Source organism: Bradyrhizobium sp. WBOS07 (genome assembly GCF_024585165.1).
Taxonomy (GTDB): domain Bacteria; phylum Pseudomonadota; class Alphaproteobacteria; order Rhizobiales; family Xanthobacteraceae; genus Bradyrhizobium; species Bradyrhizobium japonicum_B.
In genome coordinates, this window is the sequence record NZ_CP029008.1 from 6,374,808 (window position 1) to 6,394,655 (window position 19,848).

19 protein-coding genes and 2 riboswitches are annotated in these 19,848 nt (G+C 67.0%); of the genes, 17 read left to right on the forward strand and 2 right to left on the reverse strand.

Annotation, left to right across the window (positions count from 1 at the left end):
- Positions 1-2 precede the first annotated feature (2 nt).
- Together DCM79_RS30110 and cobJ are read left to right on the forward strand one after the other, a co-directional pair.
- Positions 3-734, forward strand: a complete 732-nt coding sequence (locus DCM79_RS30110; protein WP_257177670.1) for a precorrin-2 C(20)-methyltransferase — start codon at positions 3-5, stop codon at positions 732-734.
- Positions 731-1,465, forward strand: a complete 735-nt coding sequence (gene cobJ / locus DCM79_RS30115) for a precorrin-3B C(17)-methyltransferase (RefSeq protein WP_257177671.1) — start codon at positions 731-733, stop codon at positions 1,463-1,465. Before DCM79_RS30110 ends, cobJ begins: the two co-directional genes overlap by 4 nt.
- On the opposite strand, the gene DCM79_RS30120 is transcribed toward cobJ, so the two are convergent.
- Positions 1,441-2,184 (reverse strand): cobalt-precorrin-6A reductase, encoded by a 744-nt coding sequence (locus DCM79_RS30120; RefSeq protein ID WP_257177672.1) that lies wholly within the window; start codon positions 2,182-2,184, stop codon positions 1,441-1,443. The two genes, cobJ and DCM79_RS30120, sit on opposite strands and share 25 nt — an antisense overlap.
- Position 2,185: 1 nt before the next feature.
- Here DCM79_RS30120 and cbiE point away from each other — a divergent pair, with 1 nt between their 5' ends.
- From cbiE to cobT, 8 genes are all read left to right on the forward strand, one after another.
- Positions 2,186-3,367, forward strand: coding sequence for a precorrin-6y C5,15-methyltransferase (decarboxylating) subunit CbiE (gene cbiE / locus DCM79_RS30125; RefSeq protein ID WP_257180892.1), 1,182 nt, complete (start codon positions 2,186-2,188; stop codon positions 3,365-3,367).
- Entirely contained in the window at positions 3,364-3,732 is a 369-nt protein-coding gene (locus DCM79_RS30130; protein ID WP_257177673.1) for a cobalamin biosynthesis protein, read from the forward strand. Before cbiE ends, DCM79_RS30130 begins: the two co-directional genes overlap by 4 nt.
- A complete protein-coding gene (cobM, locus tag DCM79_RS30135; RefSeq protein ID WP_257177674.1) occupies positions 3,729-4,511 on the forward strand; it encodes a precorrin-4 C(11)-methyltransferase in 783 nt (260 codons plus the stop codon). The genes DCM79_RS30130 and cobM overlap by 4 nt, the downstream gene beginning before the upstream one ends.
- Entirely contained in the window at positions 4,511-5,821 is a 1,311-nt protein-coding gene (locus DCM79_RS30140; protein WP_257177675.1) for a cobyrinate a,c-diamide synthase, read from the forward strand. Before cobM ends, DCM79_RS30140 begins: the two co-directional genes overlap by 1 nt.
- Positions 5,818-6,549, forward strand: a complete 732-nt coding sequence (gene cobA / locus DCM79_RS30145) for a uroporphyrinogen-III C-methyltransferase (protein WP_257177676.1) — start codon at positions 5,818-5,820, stop codon at positions 6,547-6,549. The genes DCM79_RS30140 and cobA overlap by 4 nt, the downstream gene beginning before the upstream one ends.
- Before the next feature lie 45 nt (positions 6,550-6,594).
- Positions 6,595-6,814, forward strand: a riboswitch (cobalamin riboswitch).
- Positions 6,815-6,850: 36 nt separating this feature from the next.
- Positions 6,851-7,528, forward strand: coding sequence for an energy-coupling factor ABC transporter permease (locus tag DCM79_RS30150; protein WP_257177677.1), 678 nt, complete (start codon positions 6,851-6,853; stop codon positions 7,526-7,528).
- Positions 7,529-7,573: 45 nt separating this feature from the next.
- Positions 7,574-8,323, forward strand: coding sequence for a precorrin-6A synthase (deacetylating) (gene cobF / locus DCM79_RS30155; protein WP_257180893.1), 750 nt, complete (start codon positions 7,574-7,576; stop codon positions 8,321-8,323).
- 10 nt (positions 8,324-8,333) lie between these two features.
- Entirely contained in the window at positions 8,334-9,386 is a 1,053-nt protein-coding gene (cobT, locus tag DCM79_RS30160; protein ID WP_257177678.1) for a nicotinate-nucleotide--dimethylbenzimidazole phosphoribosyltransferase, read from the forward strand.
- Here the strand turns inward: cobT and DCM79_RS30165 are convergent.
- Positions 9,379-9,951, reverse strand: a complete 573-nt coding sequence (locus tag DCM79_RS30165) for a histidine phosphatase family protein (RefSeq protein ID WP_257177679.1) — start codon at positions 9,949-9,951, stop codon at positions 9,379-9,381. The two genes, cobT and DCM79_RS30165, sit on opposite strands and share 8 nt — an antisense overlap.
- A gap of 74 nt (positions 9,952-10,025) precedes the next feature.
- Positions 10,026-10,228, forward strand: a riboswitch (cobalamin riboswitch).
- Between the two features lie 114 nt (positions 10,229-10,342).
- Between DCM79_RS30165 and DCM79_RS30170 the strand changes: the two genes are divergently transcribed.
- The 7 genes from DCM79_RS30170 (at position 10,343) to DCM79_RS30200 (ending at position 19,800) form a co-directional block, all read left to right on the forward strand.
- Positions 10,343-12,700, forward strand: a complete 2,358-nt coding sequence (locus DCM79_RS30170) for a TonB-dependent siderophore receptor (RefSeq protein WP_257177680.1) — start codon at positions 10,343-10,345, stop codon at positions 12,698-12,700.
- A gap of 12 nt (positions 12,701-12,712) precedes the next feature.
- The gene (locus tag DCM79_RS30175) at positions 12,713-14,137 is read left to right on the forward strand and encodes a PepSY domain-containing protein (RefSeq protein ID WP_257177681.1); all 1,425 of its coding nucleotides are present in this window, start codon (positions 12,713-12,715) and stop codon (positions 14,135-14,137) included.
- A gap of 178 nt (positions 14,138-14,315) precedes the next feature.
- Entirely contained in the window at positions 14,316-15,917 is a 1,602-nt protein-coding gene (locus DCM79_RS30180) for an ABC transporter substrate-binding protein (RefSeq protein WP_257177682.1), read from the forward strand.
- Positions 15,918-15,934: 17 nt separating this feature from the next.
- Positions 15,935-16,876: an ABC transporter permease gene (locus DCM79_RS30185; protein WP_257177683.1), complete on the forward strand. Its 942-nt coding sequence runs from the start codon at positions 15,935-15,937 to the stop codon at positions 16,874-16,876.
- On the forward strand, positions 16,873-17,796 hold the full coding sequence (locus DCM79_RS30190) for an ABC transporter permease (protein ID WP_257177684.1): 924 nt from the start codon (positions 16,873-16,875) through the stop codon (positions 17,794-17,796). Before DCM79_RS30185 ends, DCM79_RS30190 begins: the two co-directional genes overlap by 4 nt.
- Positions 17,797-17,815: 19 nt before the next feature.
- The gene (locus DCM79_RS30195; RefSeq protein WP_257177685.1) at positions 17,816-18,805 is read left to right on the forward strand and encodes an ABC transporter ATP-binding protein; all 990 of its coding nucleotides are present in this window, start codon (positions 17,816-17,818) and stop codon (positions 18,803-18,805) included.
- Positions 18,802-19,800: an ABC transporter ATP-binding protein gene (locus DCM79_RS30200; RefSeq protein ID WP_257177686.1), complete on the forward strand. Its 999-nt coding sequence runs from the start codon at positions 18,802-18,804 to the stop codon at positions 19,798-19,800. The genes DCM79_RS30195 and DCM79_RS30200 overlap by 4 nt, the downstream gene beginning before the upstream one ends.
- Positions 19,801-19,848 lie beyond the last annotated feature (48 nt).

The following is a 19,848-nucleotide window of genomic DNA, read 5'->3' on the forward strand; positions in this document are numbered from 1 at the left end:
CGATGGGACGCATCATCTGCTGCGGTCTCGGCCCCGGCGCCCCTGATTTGATGAGCGTGCGCGCCGATCGCACCGTGCGCGGCGCCAGCCACGTCGCTTACTTCCGCAAGAAGGGCCGGCCGGGCCAGGCCCGGCGTATCGTCGAGGGCATGCTGGCGGCCGGCGTCACCGAATATCCGATGGAATATCCGGTCACGACGGAGATCGCCTTCGACAGTCCGGAATACATCCACTTGCTCGCCGGTTTCTACGATGAATGGGCCGAGCGCCTGGCGCGGCTTTCGCGCGCGGTCGATGTCGTCGTGCTCTGCGAGGGCGATCCTTACTTCTACGGCTCGTTCATGCATCTGCATTCGCGCCTGCAGGGCCGTGTCGAGATCGAGGTGATCGCGGGCATTCCCGGCATGGTCGGCTGCTGGAACGGCGTCGGACAGCCGATCGCGCTCGGCGACGACGTGACGACCGTGCTGATGGGCACGCTTCCCGAAGACGAGCTGGAGCGGCACATGCGCGATTCCGATGCGCTCGTCGTCATGAAAACCGGACGCAATCTTGCAAAGGTGCGCCGTGCACTCAGCTCGGCCGGCCGGCTGGGTGATGCCTGGCTGGTCGAGCGCGGCACCATGCCGGGCGAGCGCGTGGTGCGGCTGGCCGAGATCGACGCCGCCGACTGTCCCTATTTCGCGATCGTGCTGGTTCACGGCAAGGGCCGGCATCTGGGCGCCGCCGAATGACGGGCTCCCTAACCATCGCGGGCCTCGGGCCGGGCAGCGATGCGCTTGTGACGCCCGAGGTCACCGCCGCGCTTGCATCAGCGACCGACATTCTGGGCTACGCACCCTACGTCGCGCGCGTGCCGCGGCGAGCCGGGCTTACCCTTCGTCCGTCCGACAATCGCGAAGAGCTGCAGCGCGCGAGCGAGGCCTTGCGGCTTGCGTCCGAAGGCGGGCAGGTCGTCATCGTGTCCTCCGGCGATCCCGGCGTGTTCGCGATGGCCTCCGCCGTGTTCGAGGCGCTCGAACAGGCGCCGCAATATCAGGCGCTTCCGATCCGCGTGCTGCCCGGCATCACCGCGATGCTGGCGGCCGCCGCCCGCGCCGGGGCCCCGCTCGGCCATGATTTCTGCGCGATCAACCTCTCCGACAATCTCAAGCCCTGGGCCGTGATCGAGAAGCGCCTGCGTCTCGCGGCCGAGGCCGATTTTGCGATTGCGATGTACAATCCGCGATCGGCGAGCCGGCCGGAGGGCTTTGGCCGCACGCTTGCGGTGCTGAAGGGCGCGGGCTGCGGCGAGCGCCTCGTGATTTTCGCGCGCGCGATCAGCGCGGCTGATGAGAAGATCGAGGTCGTGACGCTGAACGAAGCGACGCCGGAAATGGCTGACATGCGCACGCTGGTGATCGTCGGCAATTCGCAGACACGCCGCGTCGGCCGCTGGGTCTATGCGCCGAGGCGGGCAGAATGACCGAGCCATTGCATCACCTCAGTGACGCTCGCGACCCGCCGCCGCTCGGGCAGCTTTGGTCGCGCGATCATGACCACGGGAAGGCCGAGCCTGCGGGCCGCGTCGATCTTGGCGCACGCGCCGTCGCCGCCGGAATTGCGGGCGACGATCCAGGCGATGCCGCACTTGCGCATCGTCTCGAGCTCGCTATCAAGCGTGAACGGTCCGCGCGATACGATCACGTCGGCCGTGAAGGGCAGGGGCGCTTCGGGCGGATCGACGAAGCGCAGCGTGTAGCTGTGCTGCGGTTTTGTCGCAAACGGCGCGATATGCTGGCGGCCGATGGCGAGGAACACGTTTGCGGGCGCCTCGGGCAGCGCTGCAACGGCGGCAGTGACATCTGCAACCTCGGTCCAATTGTCGCCGGAGGCCCTGGTCCAGGGCGCGCGCTCCAGCGCGATCAGCGGCGTGGCGGTTTGCGCGCACGCTTCGACCGCATGACGGCTCATCTCGGCAGCGAACGGATGCGTCGCGTCGATCACGTGGGTGATTCCCTCACGACGGATGTAGTCGGCAAGTCCGCTCACGCCGCCGAAGCCGCCGATGCGGGTCGGCAGCGGCTGATCGGCAGGCGTGCGGGTGCGGCCGCCATAGGAATACACGGCATCAAGCCCGGCGCGCGCGAGCTCCGCAGCGAGCAGGCTCGCATCGGCCGTTCCGCCCAGTATGAGGGCGCGCATCGTGTCTGATCCCTGGCTGACCATCATCGGTATCGGCGAAGATGGCCTTGCCGGGCTGTCCGAGGCAAGCCGAAAGGCGCTTGCGAACGCGGAGACCGTGTTCGGCGGTGAGCGGCACCTTGCGCTTGCGGGTGTGACGGCGCGTGGCCGCCTTTGGCCGGTGCCATTTGATGCAGAAATCGTGCTGGGATGCCGCGGCCGGCCGACTGTGGTGCTCGCCTCCGGCGATCCTTTCTGGTATGGCGCCGGCGCAAGCCTTGCGGAGAGACTTGAGGCGGGTGAGTGGATCGCGCATTCGGCGCCGTCGACGTTCTCGCTTGCTGCGGCGCGGCTGGGCTGGCGCCTGGAAACGACTGTTTGCCTCGGTCTCCATGCGGCGCCGTTCGAGCGTCTTGTGCCGCATCTGGCGCGAGGCGCACGCATTATCTGCCTGGTGCGCGATGAGAACGCGGCAAGTGATCTCGCGAGATGGTTGACGGAGCGCGGATGGGGCGCCTCCGCATTCTGGACCCTTGCTGCGCTCGGCGGACCGCATGAAAGTATTCGCGAGCATCGCGCTGAGAGCTGTCCAACGGTTGTCCCGGGAAAGCTCGTTGCTGTCGCGCTGGAGGCGAGGGGGGCCGGCGGCCTGTCTCGCAGCTCGGGCCTGCCGGACGCTCTCTTCGCTCACGACGGCCAGATCACCAAGCGTCCTGTGCGCGCGCTGGCGCTCTCGGCGCTGTGGCCCTTCGCAGGCTGCACGTTGTGGGACATCGGCGCCGGCTCGGGCTCGATTTCAGTTGAATGGGCGCTTTGTGGCGGGACGGCGATCGCCGTCGAGGCGCGTGAGGACCGCGCGGCCAACATCCGCAGCAATGCGGAAGCGTTTGGGCTGGCTCACAAGATCACTGTCATCACGGGGAGGGCGCCCGAGGCTCTCGCTGGGCTGAAAGCGCCGGATTCCGTGTTTATCGGTGGCGGGCTCAATGAGGCGATGTTCGACGCCATCTGGTCGCGGCTTGCAGCGGGGGCGCGGCTGGTCGCACATTCCGTCACGCTGGAAACCGAAGCGCTGTTCGGCGAGCTGCACCGGCGCCATGGCGGCGAGCTGATGCGAGTCGAGGTCGCGCATGCCGCGCCGCTTGGCCGCTACCGCTCCTGGGAGACGGCACGTCCCGTGGTGCAATGGAGTACGGCCCGATGAAAGTCGCCGGACTCGGATTTAAGAGTAATGTGACGCTGGCCTCGCTGCGGGAGGCGCTTGTGGCGGCGGGCGGCCTCGAAGGGCTCGACGCGCTGGCAACTGTCAGCGACAAGGCCGATGCGGAGGCGCTGCAGCAGCTCGCGAGAGAATGTGGCCTGCCGATTAAGAGTGTACCGGCGGATTTGCTTGCGATCGTCGACACGCCGACGCAATCAAAGCTCGTCGTGGAAAAATTCGGTACCGGGTCGGTCGCAGAAGCTGCGGCGCTCGCGGCGGCCGGTCCTCGAGCTCGCTTGATTGCGACGCGCGTGATTTCGCAGGATCGCACCGCAACCGCCGCGATCGCGGAAGGAGACGGCGCATGACGGTGCATTTCATCGGCGCCGGGCCGGGCGCACCTGATTTGCTGACCTTGCGCGGCCGTGACCTGATCGCGGCCTGCCCGGTCTGCCTTTATGCCGGCTCACTGATCCCTCAAGGCGTGCTGGCGCATTGCCCGCCCGCCGCGCGCATCGTCAACACCGCGCCGCTGTCGCTCGACGACATCATCGCGGAGATCGCCGCGGCGCATGCGGAGGGCAAGGATGTCGCGCGGCTGCATTCCGGCGATCTCTCGATCTGGTCGGCGATGGGCGAGCAGCTCCGCCGTCTGCGCGCGCTCGGCATTCCCTATACGGTCACTCCCGGTGTGCCGTCCTTTTCCGCCGCTGCGGCAGCGCTGGAGGCCGAGCTGACGCTGCCGGGCCTTGCCCAGACAGTGGTGCTGACGCGCACGCCGGGCCGCGCCAGTGCGATGCCTGACGGCGAGAAGCTGGCCGCGTTCGCCGCGACCGGCGCGGTGCTCGCGATCCATCTGTCGATCCACATGGTCGACAAGGTCGTCGCCGAGCTCACGCCGCATTATGGCGCGGATTGCCCGGTCGCGATTGTCTGGCGCGCGAGCTGGCCGGATCAGCGGATCGTGCGCGCGACGCTGGCGACGCTCGATGCCGCAATCGGCACGGAGATGGAGCGCACTGCGCTGATCCTGGTCGGCAGGACGCTTGGCGCTGCGGATTTCGACGAGAGCCGTCTCTATGCGGCCGATTACGACCGCCGCTATCGGCCCGTCGGCGCCGAGCCGCGCTTTCCGGAGACGCCGTGATGCCGGCCGGACTCGTCATCTCCGCACCGGCCTCCGGCGTCGGCAAGACCACGCTGACGCTGGCGCTCGCGCGGGCCTGGCGCCATCGCGGCCTGAACGTGCAGTGCTTCAAGAGCGGGCCGGATTACATCGATCCCGCCTTTCACGCCGCCGCCACGGGACGCGCCTCCGTCAACGTCGACAGCTGGGCGATGGACCGCGGGACGATCTTGCATCTGGTTGGCCGCGGTACGGATGCCGACATCGTGCTCGCCGAGGGCTCGATGGGCCTGTTCGACGGCGTCGCCGCGCGCGGCGCCTGCGGCACCGGCGCCACCGCCGACGTCGCGGAGATGCTGGGCTGGCCCGTGCTGCTGGTGATCGATCCCTCGGGCCAGGCGCAGACCGCCGCCGCAATCGCCGCGGGCCTGCGCGATTATCGGCCCGGCGTGAGGCTCGCGGGCGTCGTGCTCAACCGCGTCGCCAGCCCGCGCCACGAGGATCTGGTGCGGCGGGCGCTGAACGATTCAGGCATTGCCGTGTTCGGCGCGCTGCCGCGCCATGCCGAGATCAGCCTGCCGAAGCGGCATCTCGGCCTGGTGCAGGCGGAGGAGCAGGCCGAGATCGGCAAGCTGATCGACGAGGCCGCGCGCTTCGTCGCCGGGCACGTCGATCTCGATGCGGTGCTGCGATCCGCGGCCGGTTGGTCGCCGCAACCGGCGGCGGGCGGCCTGAACGTGACGCCGCCCGGTCAGCGCATTGCGCTGGCACGCGATGCCGCGTTCTCCTTCGTTTATCCGCATATGCTGGAAGCCTGGCGCGCGGCGGGCGCCGAGATCGTGCCGTTCTCGCCGCTGGCCGACGAGGCACCGGACGCGAGCGCCGATGTGTGCTGGCTGCCCGGCGGCTATCCCGAGCTTCATGCCGGCAGGATCGCGTCCAATGTACGCTTTCGCGACGGCCTTCGTGCCTTCGCCGAGACGCGGCCCGTGCATGGCGAATGCGGGGGCTACATGGTGCTGGGGACCGGGTTGACCGACGCGGAAGGTGTCCGCCATGAGATGACGGGCCTGCTTGGCCTCGAAACCAGCTTTGCCAAACGCCGCATGCATCTGGGCTATCGGCTCGCGGCGCTCGCCGCGCCGATGCCGGGATATCGCGCCAGTGCGCGTTTGCGCGGCCACGAGTTCCACTATTCGACCATTCTCGTCCAGCCTGACACGCCGCTGGCGGTCGTGCATGATGCAACCGGCGCCGTCATCGCCGAGACCGGCTCGCAGCGCGGCCACGTCAGCGGCACCTTCTTTCATCTGATCGCGGAGGACCGGTGAGCGGGTTCGTTTCCTTCGTCTCCGCCGGACCCGGCGATCCCGAGTTGCTCACGCTCAAGGGCGCGGCGCGGCTGCGCGAGGCCGACGTCGTGCTCTATGACGATCTCGCCTCGGGTGCGATCCTCGATCTCGCCCGGCCGGGCGTCAATCTCGTCGCGGTCGGCAAGCGCGCAGGGCGGCCCTCGACCAAGCAGCATCACGTCAACCGTCTGCTGGTCGACTATGCCGCAACAGGGGCGCGCGTGGTGCGGCTGAAGTCCGGCGATGCCGGCATTTTCGGCCGGCTCGAGGAGGAGATCGAGACGCTGCGCGAGGCCGGCATCGGCTATGAGATCGTTCCCGGCGTCACCTCGGCCTGCGTCGCCGCCGCGCAAGCCGGCATTCCCCTGACCCGGCGCCACACCTCGCGCCGGGTGCAGTTCATCACCGGCGCCGATGTCACCGGCGAGCTGCCGCCGAATCTGAATTGGGCGGCGCTGGCCGATCCCGAGGCGACGACCGTGGTCTATATGGGCCGGCGCACCTTTCCGGCGCTTGCCGCAAAATTGATCGCGCACGGCCTCGCCGCGGAGACCCCGGCGCTGGTCGCCGAATCCCTCGGCCGCCCCGACGAGCGGCTGGTCCGCACCACGATTGCCGAGCTGGCCGAGCAGCTTGCCCGCGGCGGTGCTCCTTCGACCGCCGCCGTGATCCTGTTCGGTGCGCTGGCCGGGGATTATCCGTCGTGATCGCCCCAGCTGCGCCTCGCCCCTTGACGCCGGCTCGGCGAAAGGGGCACACAGGAGAAGCAAGGTGCTCGACGCGGCGCAAAGCGCCGGAGCATAATCGGGAATGGGGATGGGCGGACCAAGTTGCGGCGCCCAAAACCCCAGCCGCCCCCGCGACTGTAAGCGGTGAGGGACTGCGATCAGCCACTGGGCCGCAAGGTTCGGGAAGGCCGGAGAACCCAGTGAACCGCGAGCCAGGAGACCGGCCCTGCACGTTTTGAGGCCAAGGCCGTCGGGTGTGACGGCAGGAAGGATCTGAGCCATGCATATCGAACCCGGTCTAGTGACGGGCGCCAAGCTCGTGCTGAGTTACGCAACCGGCATCGCCGCAGGCGGCGTTGCCTTGAAGCTCGCAGCCGAAACCGTGCGCGAGCAGGGCATCGGCTCGTTCGCAGGCCGGACGCTCGCCACCACGATCCTCGTCTTCATCTTCTTCGAGATCCTGCCGCACTTCCCGGTCGGGGTATCGGAGGTGCACTTCATCCTCGGCTCGACCTTGTTCCTGCTGTTCGGTGCTGCGCCCGCAGCCTTCGGTCTGGCGTTCGGCCTGCTGCTTCAGGGCATGCTGCTCGAGCCGGTCGACTTGCCGCAATACGGCATGAACGTCACGACGCTGCTGGTGCCGCTGTTCGCGATCCAGGCGATCGCCTCGCGGATCATTCCGCGCAACACGGCCTATGTCGATCTGAAGTACGGTCAGGCGCTGGCGCTGTCGACCACCTATCAGGCCGGCGTGATTGCCTGGGTGGCATTCTGGGCGCTTTATGGCTCCGGCTTTGCGATGAGCAACCTCGCCAGCATCGCGACGTTTGCGGCGTCCTACGCGCTGGTGATCGTGATCGAGCCGCTGGCCGATCTCGCCGTGCTGGCGCTGGCGAAGTCGCTGCGCGGCGTCACCGCGCCCGGCCTCGTCACCCCGCGCCTGCACAACGCCGCGTAAGAGATCGGCGATGGGCGGCCGGTGCGGCCGCCCATCGCGCTCGCGATGCTCACGCTCTCCCTGATCGGCATCGGTTGCGGCGATCCCGCGCAGCTGACGCGCGCCGCCGTTGACGCCATCAACGCCGCCGATCTCATCCTGATCCCGCGCAAGGGAGCGGCGAAGTCCGATCTCGCCGATCTCAGGCGGACGATCTGCGCGAATGTGCTGACCAACGGCAAGACCGTCATCGCCGAGTTCGATCTTCCCGTGCGCGATGCTGCCGAGGCGGATTACCGCAAGGGCGTGGACGACTGGCACGATGCGGTCGCCGCGACCTGGTCGCAGGCGATCGCAAATCAGCTCGGAAGCGAGGGCAAGGTCGCGCTCCTGATCTGGGGCGATCCTTCGCTGTATGATTCCTCGCTGCGCATCGCGCGGCGGCTCGCTCCCTTGCCCAAGATCGAGGTCGTGCCCGGCATCACATCGATCCAGGCGCTGTGCGCGGCCCATGCGCTGCCGCTGAACGATATCGGCGAGCCGTTTCTGGTCACGACCGGGCGACGCCTGCGCGAAGGCGGCTGGCCGCAAGGCGTCGACACCGTGGTGGTGATGCTCGACGGCGGCACGGCATTCGAATCGTTGGATCCGGCAGGGATTCACATCTATTGGGGCGCCTATCTCGGTATGCCCGATCAGATCATCATGTCTGGCGCTCTCGCCGAAACCGGCCCGCGCATCGTCGCGGCACGGCAGGACGCGCGCGCGCGGCATGGCTGGATCATGGACAGCTACATTCTCAAGCGTAGGCGTTAAGCGAGGCAGCATGCTCCCCGAATGGGTCACCCGGAACTGCCCCGCGATCTCCGCGCTTCATCGCGAGGCGGCGATCGCGCGGCAGGCGCAGCTGACGAAGCCGACCGGCGCGCTCGGCAGGCTCGAGCAGCTCGCGATCGAGCTCGCAGGTCTGCAAGCGACCGAGCAGCCGCGCGCGGCGCGCGTGCCGATCATTGTCTTCGCCGGCGACCACGGCATTGTCGCGCAGGGCATCTCGGCCTATCCGCAACAAGTGACCATCGCGATGATGGCGAATTTCGCCTCCGGCGGTGCTGCGATCTCGGTGCTGGCGCGCGAGCTTGGCTCGCGCCTGGAGGTGGTCGATGCCGGCACGCTGGCGCAGGAGGCGATGTCGGGCATCGTCGCCGACAAGCCGCGCCACGGCACCCGCGATTTCAGCGTGGAGGCCGCGCTCACAACGGCCGAGCTGGCGTTTGCCTTCGAGGCCGGCCGGCGCGCGGTTGCGCGGGCGGAGGCCAACCAGCCCGATCTGTTGATCTTCGGAGAGATGGGCATCGGCAACACCACGACGTCGGCGGCGATCGCAGCGAGCCTGCTCGGCGTCAGCGCCGAGGAGATCGCGGGCAGCGGCACCGGCGTCGATGCGGCCGGCCGGGCGCACAAGGCGCGCGTGATCGATGCGGCGATTGCACGTCACGGCGTTGCGGGCGCGGCGCCAGAGAAGATCCTGTGTGCCGTCGGCGGGCTTGAGATCGCCGCGATCTCGGGCGCGATCATCGCCGCCGCGCAGCGCCGCATCCCGGTGCTGATCGATGGCTTCATCGTGTCGGTTGCAGCGCTTGCAGCGGTGCGGCTGAACCCGTCCTGTCATCCCTATCTGTTGCCGTCGCATCAATCGGCCGAGCAGGGCCATCGCCTAGTGTTGCGCGCCCTGAACGTGCAGCCGCTGATCAGCCTCGATCTCAGGCTCGGGGAAGGATCGGGTGCCGCCATCGCGCTGCCGCTGGTGCGCTTAGCCTGCGCGCTCCACAACGGCATGGCGACTTTTGCGCAGGCCAATGTGCCTGACAAGCCTAGCTGATCCGCTGATTGACCGAGACGACGCGCCATCCGGCCGCGAGGCGATCGATCCGGGTCAGCGACAGCGGCTCGATCACGAAGCGCAAGGCGGCCTGCGGCGTGAGATCGAGCGCGATGCATAGCGCTGCGCGGATGGTGCCGGAATGCACGACCAGCGTGGCTGGTCCCGCTGCGATCCGCGACAGACCGAGCCGCACGCGCGCGACCTGATCCGCAAAGCTTTCGCCGCCCGGCGGCCGTCCACCGGCCGGATCGTCCCAGAACTGCGCATAGGCCGCGCCGCCGGCGGCAGCGAGCTCGTCGTGCCGATGGCCCGTCCAGTCGCCGAAATCCTGCTCGCGGAATTCGCTGACCTGCTCCGGCTCGAGCCCGAGCGCGTGCGCGGTCTCGACCGTGCGCCGCGACGGGCTGGCGTAGCTCGCAGCGTCCGGTGGCAGGCGCTGGCGCAGCGCCTCCAGTTGCGCGCGATCGCGGAGATCGGCCGGCGCATCGGCGGCATGGATCGTCCCTTTGACGCCATCGACCGGCGCATGCCGTACCAGCCAGAGGAAGGTCTCGCCTTCCATGCTCTCATCTCCGAGGAAGTTGTTCGCTGTGGCAATAACGCCGCAACTGGCACATTGACTCCGTTGTGACGGTAATCCTAGATGCTCGCGACGGTTTCCCCGAGAGGGGATGAAAAGGGAATGCGGTGCGGGGACGTTGTCCCCCATGCCGTGGCTGCCCCCGCAACTGTGAGCGGATAATCCTTCGTCAGAAGCCACTGGGTCCTCGGTCCCGGGAAGGCGACGAAGTGGTGATGACCCGCGAGCCAGGAGACCTGCCGTCAGCCGTGGTCACACGCGAAGATGTCGGTCGGGGAGTACAGACATTCGGCTTCATCGGACGGCTGCAAGGCCAAAGGTGAGACCTCGTTCGCTGTGACGTGCCACTGACGTCATACCGAGGTTTTGTGCCGTGTCTCCTGTTTGCATCTTACGACCACGCCGCGTCCTGCTTGCCTCCGCCGCCCTCACATCCTTAGCAGCGCTCGATCTGCCCGCCGCGCTGGCGCAGCAGGTTCGCGAACCGCTGCCGCCGGTCGAGGTGTCGCCGGCCCAATCCCGCAAACCGGCTAGGTCAACCGGCCGGGAGGCGCAAAGCCCGCGCCGCGCGGCGGCGCGCAGGCCCGCCGCTGCATCCACAGCGCCCAAGCCGGTCGCCCCGGCTGCGACGGCGCCGACGCCGCTCAACACCAATGCGGTGGCCGAAAGCGCCTCGCGGCTCGGATTGACGGTGCGCGAGACGCCCGCGACCGTCGAGGTGATCTCGGCCGAGACCATGCGCGAGCAGGGTTACCGCACCGTCTCCGATGTCGCCCAGGGCGCCGTCGGCGTCACCTCCGGCGACAATCCCGCCGAGCCTTCCGCCTTCTCGATGCGCGGCTTCACCAACAGCCAGATCAACACGCTCTACAACGGCATCAAGATCGGCCCGCAGAACATGACCTCGCGGATCATGGACACCGCCAATCTGGAGGCCGTGGAATTCCTGAAGGGCCCGGCCTCGCTGATCTCGGGCGAGGGCGCAGCCGGCGGCGCGATCAATTTCGTCACCAGGCAGCCGCATACCGGACCGATCCGGAACGAAGCCGACTTCTCCTGGGATTCCCTGAACTCGTTCCGCGCGCATTATGGCTCGGGCGGTAGCACCAACGTGCAGGGCCTCGACTACCGCTTCGACGTCAGCCGCGCCGCGCTCAACGGCTTTGCCGACGACACCAACACCAAGATGCTGGATGTGTCCGGCCAGCTCAATTACCGCATCTCCGACAGCCTCAAGGTCTGGGGGGCGATCGAGTATCGCGAGGATCGTGGCAAGGCCTATTGGGGCGCGCCGCTGGTACCGATCGCTTATAGCGGCTCGCATGCGACGAGCGGGATCGTTTCGGGCAATTACGTCTCGAACTACAACAAGACCAATCTCGGCGCGGTCACCATCGACGATCGCACCTTCAACACCAACTACAACGTTCTCGACAATCGCAATGTCGCGCAGGAAGTCTGGTTGCGCGGCGGCTTCGAGCTGAAGCTCGCGCCCGATCTCACGCTGAAAAGCCAGGCCTACGGCTATGGAGCGGAACGCAGCTGGTTCAACAACGAGGTCGAAGCGTTCAATTCCGCAACGAACCTGGTCGATCGCGAGCGCTTCTACGTCGCACACAGCCAGCCTCTCGTCGGCAACATCACCGACCTGGTCTGGGACACTGACATCGCGGGGTTCGACAATCGGCTGGTCACGACGGTATCGTCGAGTTATCTCGATTTCGTCAGGCCGGGCGCGGCAAACTTCCCCGGCGATTCCGTTTCGCTGGTCGATCCCGTCAGAGGCTTCTACGGCCTGCTCACGACGCAGCAACAGACCGCGCGGATCGACAACGAAGCCCTCTCATTCGAGGACCGGCTGAAGCTGACGCGGACCTTCGCGCTGATCGGCGGCATCCGCGTCGAGCATATCGGGCTCGATCGCAACTCGACCGACTCCGCCGGGGTCGTGAAAGCGGGCTTCCCGTACACCAAGGACTGGGCGCCTGTGACAGGACGCGTCGGCTACACCTGGGAGGCCGTGCCCGGACTGACATTCTTCAGCCAGTACGCCACCGGCGCCGACGTGTCGGCCAACAACATCTTCCTGCTCTCGCCGACCCAGCCATTGGACCTCACCACCGCGCGCACCTATGAGACCGGCGTCAAGCATCTGTTCTGGGACAACAGGGCGGAGTGGTCGTTCTCGGCCTACGACATCGTGCGCAAGAACGTCTATGCCGCGGCCGGCGGGCAGGCGCTCAACATCGCCGGGCGGCAGGAGTCCAAGGGCGTCGAGCTTGCCGCCTCGGTGCGTCCGATCGAGCCGCTACGGCTCTGGGGCAACATCGCCTATGTCGATGCGCGCTATGCCGACTACAATTTCGCCGGCGGCTCGTTCTCCGGCAACACGCCGCCGAACGTGCCGCGCATCGTCGCCAATGCCGGCGCGTCCTGGCGCTTCTTCACGCCCTGGCCGGTGGAGCTCGGCATCACCGGCCGCCATGTCGGCGACCGCTACAACACCGATGCCAATGTCGTGACGATGAAGGCCTACACCGTCGCCGACGTCTATGCCTTCGTCGACATCCCCAAGACGGTATTTGGCGCGGTCGACCATGCCCGCCTGACCTTCCGCGTCCGCAACATCACCGACAAGCGCTATGCGATCTGGGGCGATCCGTTCTATCCCGACCAGATCCTGCTCGGCGCGCCGCGCACCTACGAGCTCTCGGCGGCGTTCAAATGGTAGGGCGCTGACCGCATGATGGGCGCGGTCGTGCTGTTGCATCGCTGGCTCGGAATCGCGTTCTGCCTGCTGTTCGCGATGTGGTTTTCGACCGGCATCGTGATGCACTTCGTTCCCTTTCCGTCGCTGACGGAAGCGGAGCGCTTTGCGGGCCTCGCGCCGGTTCAGCATGCGGAGACGAGGATCTCGGTCGCCGGCGCCGTCGCCGCGAGCGGGATCAGCGATGCCAAGCGCGTGCGTTTGGTCGAGCGGCGCGGCGGATCGGTCTATATCGTGTCGGGCCCATCGCGCGTCCGCGCGGTCCGTGCCGCCGACGGGCAGGATGCAGCTTTGATGTCCGCCGATCTCGCGCTCGCCATCGCGCAGGATCACGCCGGCCGCCGCGGGCTCGATGCCGCGCGGGCCGGGATCGTGGCGCTGGCGGATTACGATCAGTGGAGCGTGCCGAACGGCCTCGACCGCCATCGACCCTTGTTTCACATCGCGCTCGGCGATGCCGCGAGAACGGAGGTCTATGTCTCGTCGCGCACCGGCGAGGTCGTCCTCGATACGACGCGAGGCGAGCGCGGCTGGAATTGGGCCGGCGCTGTGCTGCACTGGATCTATCCCACGGTTCTGCGGAGTAATTGGTCGCTATGGGACCGCGTCGTCTGGACGCTGTCGCTGCTGGCCTTGCTCGCGGCTGCGCTGGGCGCGGTGCTCGGGATGGTACGGATCAGGATGCGAGGTTGCATGATCTCGACGCCCTATCGCGGCTGGCACGCGCTGCATCACCTCATCGGCCTTGCAGCAACGGTCTTCGTGTTGACCTGGATTTTCAGCGGCTGGCTGTCGATGGATCACGGCCGGCTGTTCTCGCGTGGGGAGCTGAGCCCCACCGAGGCCGGCGTGATGAACGCGGTACCGGACTGGACGGCGGCTCCGTCATTCGATCGAGAGCCGACAGCGTCGCCGGTCCGCGAGGTTGAATGGTTCGCCATTGGCGGTCAACTTTATCGCCGCGATCGCTCCGCTCTCGGCGTCCAGACCTTGGCCATGGCAGGGGATGCTTCCCGCGCGGACTTCCTGACTGCGCGCGAGATCGAAGGGCTCGCGGCGCGGCTCGCCGCCGGATGCGGTACCCCGTCCGTTCTTGCCGGAAACGACGATTATTCCGCACGATCGGTCGTCGCCGGAGCTCCCGTCTATCGCGTGCGCTGCGGCGATCTCTGGTTCGACATCGACGGTGCCGGCGGCCAGGTGCTGCAACGGCTGGATGCCTCGCGGCGCGCCTATCGCTGGTTCTACAGCGCGCTGCACACGCTCGACTTCCCCGTACTCATGGCGCGGCCGCTTCTGCGCGATGTTCTCATCGTCGGGCTCTGTGCGCTGGGTTTGGTGTTCTCCCTGACCGGCGTCGTGATCGGCTGGCGTCGATTGCGGCTCTCTCTGATGACCTGACCCACGCGAACCAGCCGCGATCTCGACGTGCTGCGCATGCCGGGGTGGCCCAGATCGCAATGAGATCCTGCTGGCGAAGGGCCAGTTAGTGGCATACCATTTGCTTGCCAATGAGCTCTGGTTTCACCTGCCTTTGGCCAACGATGGCCGGCAATCACGGCACTATTGGGAGGACTTCATGGATCGCAGGACCGTATTGAAGGGACTGGCTGGCGCGGGCGGTCTGGCATTGACCGGCCTCTCGGCCCCGGCCATCGCGCAAGGCGCATCGGCCCGTACGCTGCGCTTCGTGCCCCAGGCCAATCTCGCCAATTTCGATCCGATCTGGGGCACGCAATATGTCGTGCGTAACGCCGCCGCGCTGGTCTGGGACACGCTTTACGGCATCGATTCCTCGCTCCAGCCGCAGCGCCAGATGGTCGAGTCCGAGGAGACCTCCGACGACGGCAGGATCTGGACGTTCCGCTTGCGCCCCGGTCTCAAGTTCCATGACGGCGAGCCGGTGCTGGCCAAGGACGTGGTCGCGAGCCTGTCGCGCTGGGCGGCGCGCGATCCGATGGGCCTGATGATCATCGCAATCCAGCAGGAGCTGACGGCCGTCGACGACCGCACCTTCAAATGGGTCCTGAAGCAGCCCTTCCCGAAAATGCTCTATGCGCTAGCCAAGAACAATGCGCCGTGCTCCTTCATCATGCCCGAGCGCATTGCCAAGACCGACCCCTTCAAGCAGATCACAGAATATGTCGGCTCGGGTCCGATGAAGTTCGCCAAGGGCGAATGGGTGCCGGGTGCCAAGGCGGTGTTCGAGAAGTTCGCCGATTACGTGCCGCGCCAGGAGAAGGCATCCTGGCTCGCCGGCGGCAAGCAGATGATGGTCGATCGCGTGGAATGGATCGTGATGCCGGATCCGGCCACCGCCGCGGCCGCCCTGCAGAACGGCGAGGTCGACTGGTGGGAGAACCCGATCGCCGATCTCGTGCCGGTGCTGAAGAAGAACAAGAACATCAGCGTCGATATCGGCGATCCCCTCGGCAATATCGGTTCGTTTCGCATGAACCATCTGTTCGCGCCGTTCAACGATGTGCGCGCGCGGCGCGCTGTGCTGATGGCGATGAACCAGGAAGACTACATGCGCGCGATCGTCGGCGACGATAACGCGCTGTGGAAGCCGCTGCCCGGCTTCTTCACGCCTGACACGCCTGTTTACAACGAGCTGGGCGGCGAGATCCTCAAGGGCAAGCGGGATCTCGACGCCGCCAAGAAGCTGCTCGCCGAGAGCGGCTATTCCGGCCAGCCGGTGACGTGCCTGGTCGCGCAGGACCAGCCGATCACGAAGGCGCAAGGCGACGTCACGGCCGACCTCCTCAAGAAGCTCGGCATGAATGTCGACTTCGTCGCAACCGATTGGGGCACGGTGGGCTCCCGCCGTGCGGCGAAGACGCCGCCGGGGCAGGGCGGCTGGAACATGTTCCACAGCTGGCACGCAGGCGCCGACTGCATCACGCCCGCCGCCTACACGGCCATCCGCGCCAACGGCGACAAGGCCTGGTTCGGCTGGCCCAACAGCCCGAACACCGAGAAGGAGATCACGGGCTGGTTCGAGGCCAAGAATGTCGAGGAGGAAAAGGCCGCGATCGGCAAGGTCAACAAGGCGGCACTCGAGGATGTCGTCTACGCGCCGACCGGCTTCTTCCTGACCTATACGGCATGGCGCAAGAACGTCTCCGGCATCACCAAGGGACCGCTGCCGTTCTTCTGGGGCGTGTCGAAATCCGCATGACGCCGCGCTGAAGCCAGATGCTCTCCTACATCCTCCGTCGCATCGTCGCGACCCTGCCGGTCATGGCGATCGTCGCGCTGTTCGTGTTCAGCCTGCTCTACATCGCGCCGGGTGACCCCGCCGTGGTGATCGCGGGCGACCAGGCAAGTCCGGAGGATGTGGAGCGCATCCGCCAGAGCCTCGGTCTGGACCGGCCGTTCCTGGTCCAGTTCGGAAGCTGGGTCTGGCGCATCCTGCACGGCGACCTCGGCACCTCGATCTTCACCAATCTGCCGGTGTCGGCGATGATCGGGCAGCGCCTCGGGCCGACGCTGTCGCTGATGATCGTCACGCTGCTGCTCACGATCGCGGTGGCGGTGCCGCTCGGCGTGGTGGCGGCGTGGAAGGCGGGCAGCCTGATCGACCGCGTCATCATGGGCTTTGCCGTGTTCGGCTTCTCGCTGCCCGTCTTCGTGGTCGGCTACATGCTCGCCTACATCTTCGCGCTCGAGCTCGAATGGCTGCCGGTGCAAGGCTACACGCCGCTCAGCTCAGGCTTCTGGCCGTGGCTGGAAAACCTGATCCTGCCGGCGATCGCGCTCGGCTGCGTCTACATCGCCCTGGTCGCGCGGATCACCCGCGCGGCCATGCTCGAAGTGCTGCAGCAGGACTACATCCGCACCGCAAAGGCCAAGGGACTCGGGCAAGGCGGCATCCTGTTCATTCACGCGCTGAAGAATGCGGCGGTGCCGATCGTGACGGTGATCGGGATCGGCATCGCGTTGCTGATCGGCGGCGCGGTCGTGACCGAGAGCGTGTTCGCGATTCCGGGCCTTGGCCGGCTCACGATCGATGCGATCCTGCGGCGCGACTATCCCGTCATTCAGGGCATCGTGCTGCTGTTCAGCTTCGTCTACGTCCTCGTCAATCTGATGATCGACGTCATTTACACGCTCGTTGACCCGAGGATCCGCTATTGACCGACACGACCGTCAATCCGCAATCGCTTCCAGCCGGATTCGTGCTTGCACCACAGCTGCCCGAAATTCTGCGGCCGGTCACGATCCGGCGCGGCTTCCTGGGATTCCTGCGCGGCCATCCCACCGTTGCGATCGGCGGCGCATTGCTGCTGACGCTGGTGCTGATCGCGGTCTTTGCGCCCTATCTCGGCTCGGTCGATCCGACCGCGCTCGCGCCGGCCAAACGCACGCGGGCACCGTCGGCCGATTTCTGGTTCGGCACCGACGTGCTCGGCCGCGATATCTATTCGCGCGTGCTCTACGGCGCGCGGGTTTCGCTCACGGTCGGGCTGTCGGTGGCGATCTTTGCGTCCGCTGCCGGCCTTGCCATCGGCATGGTCTCCGGCTTCATCCGCTGGGCCGATGGCATTCTCATGCGCGTCATGGACGGGCTGATGTCGATCCCGCCGATCCTGCTCGCGATCGCGCTGATGGCGCTGACGCGAGGCAGCGTCGGCAACGTCATCCTGGCCATCACCGTGGCCGAGATTCCACGCGTCTCGCGCCTCGTCCGCAGCGTCGTGCTGTCGCTGCGCGAGCAGCCCTATGTGGATGCCGCGGTCGCCTGCGGCACGCGCACGCCGATGATCATCCTGCGCCACATCCTGCCCAACACGGTGGCGCCCATGCTGGTGCAGGCAACCTATATCTGCGCCAGTGCCATGATCACCGAGGCGATCCTGTCTTTCATCGGCGCCGGCACGCCGCCAACCATCCCGTCCTGGGGCAACATCATGGCCGAGGGCCGCGCGCTGTGGCAGGTCAAGCCCTACATCGTGTTCTTCCCGGCAGCGTTTCTCTCGGTCACCGTGCTCGCCGTGAATTTGCTCGGCGACGGCCTTCGCGATGCGCTCGACCCGCGCATGGCCAAAAGCCTGTGATGGATCGAGGCTGATCGCAATGGCCCTGCTCGAAGTCGACAACCTCCAGACCCATTTCCGCACCCCCGGCGGCATCAATCGCGCGGTCGACGGCGTATCCTTCCATGTCAATGAAGGCGAGACGCTGGCCATCGTCGGTGAGTCCGGCTGCGGCAAGTCGGTGACCTCGATGTCCCTGATGCGGCTGATCCCGGAGCCGCCGGGCCGGATCGCAGGCAGCATCCGCTTTGCGGGCAGGGACCTCCTCGAGCTGTCCGATCGCGAGATGCGCGCCATCCGCGGCAACGACATCTCGATGATCTTTCAGGAGCCGATGACGAGCCTGAACCCGGTGCTCACCGTCGGCCGCCAGATCCGCGAGACCTTGATGATCCATCAAGGCCTCGACAAGCAGGCGGCCGAGGCGCACGCGATCGAGATGCTGACATTGGTCGGCATCCCCGAGCCGAAGCGGCGGGTGCGCGAATATCCGCACCAGCTCTCCGGCGGCATGCGCCAGCGTGTGATGATCGCCATCGCGCTCGCCTGCAATCCGAAGCTTCTGATCGCGGACGAGCCCACCACCGCGCTCGACGTGACGATCCAGGCCCAGATCCTCAAGCTGATGCTGGACCTCAAGCGCCGGGTCGGCGCCGCCATCATCCTGATCACCCACGATCTCGGCGTCGTCGCCGAGATCGCCGAGCGCGTCATGGTGATGTATGCCGGCCGCAAGGTCGAGGAGGCGCCGGTGGCCGAGCTGTTCCGCTCCCCGCGTCATCCCTACACCCAAGGCCTGTTGGGTGCGGTGCCGCGGCTCGGCTCCTCGCTGACGGACACCGCGAGGCGGCTGGCCGAGATTCCCGGGCAGGTGCCCGATCTGCGCAAGCCGATCGCCGGCTGCGTCTTCGCCGGCCGCTGCGCGCTCGCGACCGATCTGTGCCGGCAGTATGCGCCCGGGCTCGAAGAGAAGGGCCCGCGCCACATCGCCGCCTGTCATTACGCGGCCAAGGGAGCCGTCGCGGCATGAGCCCTCCGCTGCTCCAGGTCAACGACCTCAAGAAGCATTTTCCAGTCAAGGCCGGGCTGTTCAGCCGCAAGTCCGAATTCGTCTATGCGGTCGACGGCGTGTCCTTCGAGATCGCGCGCGGCGAGACGCTGTCGCTGGTCGGCGAGTCCGGCTGCGGCAAGTCGACGGTCGGCCGCGCCATCCTGCGCCTGTTCGACATCACCGCGGGGCAGGTGATCCTCGACGGTCAGCGCATCGACGATGCCGCGCCGAGCACGATGCGCCAGATGCGCCGGCGCGTGCAGGTGGTGTTCCAGGATCCGTTCTCGAGCCTCAACCCGCGCATGCGGGTGCGTGATATCCTGGCCGAGCCGATCCGCAATTTCGGCCTCGCCAAATCCGCCGAGGATCTCGAAGTTCGCCTCACGGCGCTGATGGACACCGTGCGATTGCCGCGCGAGGCGCTCAATCGCAGGCCGCACGAATTCTCCGGTGGCCAGCGTCAGCGCATCGGCATCGCCCGAGCGCTGGCGGCCGAGCCCGAACTGATCGTGTGCGACGAGGCGGTGTCCGCGCTCGACGTCTCGGTCAAGGCGCAGATCGTCAATCTGCTGCAGGATCTCCAGAGCGAGTTCGGCCTCGCGCTTTTGTTCATCAGCCACGACCTCGCGATCGTCGAGCACATGACCCACCGCGTCGCGGTGATGTATCTCGGCAAGATCGTGGAGGTGGCGCCGCGCCGCGAGATCTTCGCCGCGCCCAGACATCCCTATACCAAGGCGCTGCTCTCCGCGGTACCGCTGCCCGAGCCGGGTGCCCAGCGTAACCCGATCATCCTCAAGGGCGACGTGCCGAGCCCGATCAATCCGCCGAAGGGGTGCCGCTTCCACACCCGCTGCCCCCTCGTGTTCGATCGTTGCCGGGCCGAGGAGCCGGTGCTTCGCGCGGCCGGAGCCGAGCAATGGGTGGCCTGCCATCTCGAAGAGGCCGCGCCGGCGGCAAGCCCGGAAGGGTGAGTTTGGCGCTGGAAATTCGTCAGTAAAAACAAACCCCGTTCTACTGTG

Bases quoted from the DNA above. Each gene is read 5' to 3' on its own strand.
- cobM (WP_257177674.1), top strand. From the start codon at position 3,729: ATGACGGTGCATTTCATCGGCGCCGGGCCGGGCGCACCTGATTTGCTG.
- DCM79_RS30195 (WP_257177685.1), top strand. From the start codon at position 17,816: ATGGCCCTGCTCGAAGTCGACAACCTCCAGACCCATTTCCGCACCCCC.
- DCM79_RS30165 (WP_257177679.1), bottom strand. From the start codon at position 9,951: ATGGAAGGCGAGACCTTCCTCTGGCTGGTACGGCATGCGCCGGTCGAT.
- DCM79_RS30150 (WP_257177677.1), top strand. From the start codon at position 6,851: ATGCATATCGAACCCGGTCTAGTGACGGGCGCCAAGCTCGTGCTGAGT.
- cobT (WP_257177678.1), top strand. From the start codon at position 8,334: ATGCTCCCCGAATGGGTCACCCGGAACTGCCCCGCGATCTCCGCGCTT.
- DCM79_RS30120 (WP_257177672.1), bottom strand. From the start codon at position 2,184: ATGCGCGCCCTCATACTGGGCGGAACGGCCGATGCGAGCCTGCTCGCT.
- DCM79_RS30180 (WP_257177682.1), top strand. From the start codon at position 14,316: ATGGATCGCAGGACCGTATTGAAGGGACTGGCTGGCGCGGGCGGTCTG.
- DCM79_RS30185 (WP_257177683.1), top strand. From the start codon at position 15,935: ATGCTCTCCTACATCCTCCGTCGCATCGTCGCGACCCTGCCGGTCATG.
- DCM79_RS30140 (WP_257177675.1), top strand. From the start codon at position 4,511: ATGCCGGCCGGACTCGTCATCTCCGCACCGGCCTCCGGCGTCGGCAAG.
- DCM79_RS30110 (WP_257177670.1), top strand. From the start codon at position 3: ATGGGACGCATCATCTGCTGCGGTCTCGGCCCCGGCGCCCCTGATTTG.
- cobF (WP_257180893.1), top strand. From the start codon at position 7,574: ATGCTCACGCTCTCCCTGATCGGCATCGGTTGCGGCGATCCCGCGCAG.
- DCM79_RS30130 (WP_257177673.1), top strand. From the start codon at position 3,364: ATGAAAGTCGCCGGACTCGGATTTAAGAGTAATGTGACGCTGGCCTCG.
- DCM79_RS30200 (WP_257177686.1), top strand. From the start codon at position 18,802: ATGAGCCCTCCGCTGCTCCAGGTCAACGACCTCAAGAAGCATTTTCCA.
- cobJ (WP_257177671.1), top strand. From the start codon at position 731: ATGACGGGCTCCCTAACCATCGCGGGCCTCGGGCCGGGCAGCGATGCG.
- DCM79_RS30175 (WP_257177681.1), top strand. From the start codon at position 12,713: ATGATGGGCGCGGTCGTGCTGTTGCATCGCTGGCTCGGAATCGCGTTC.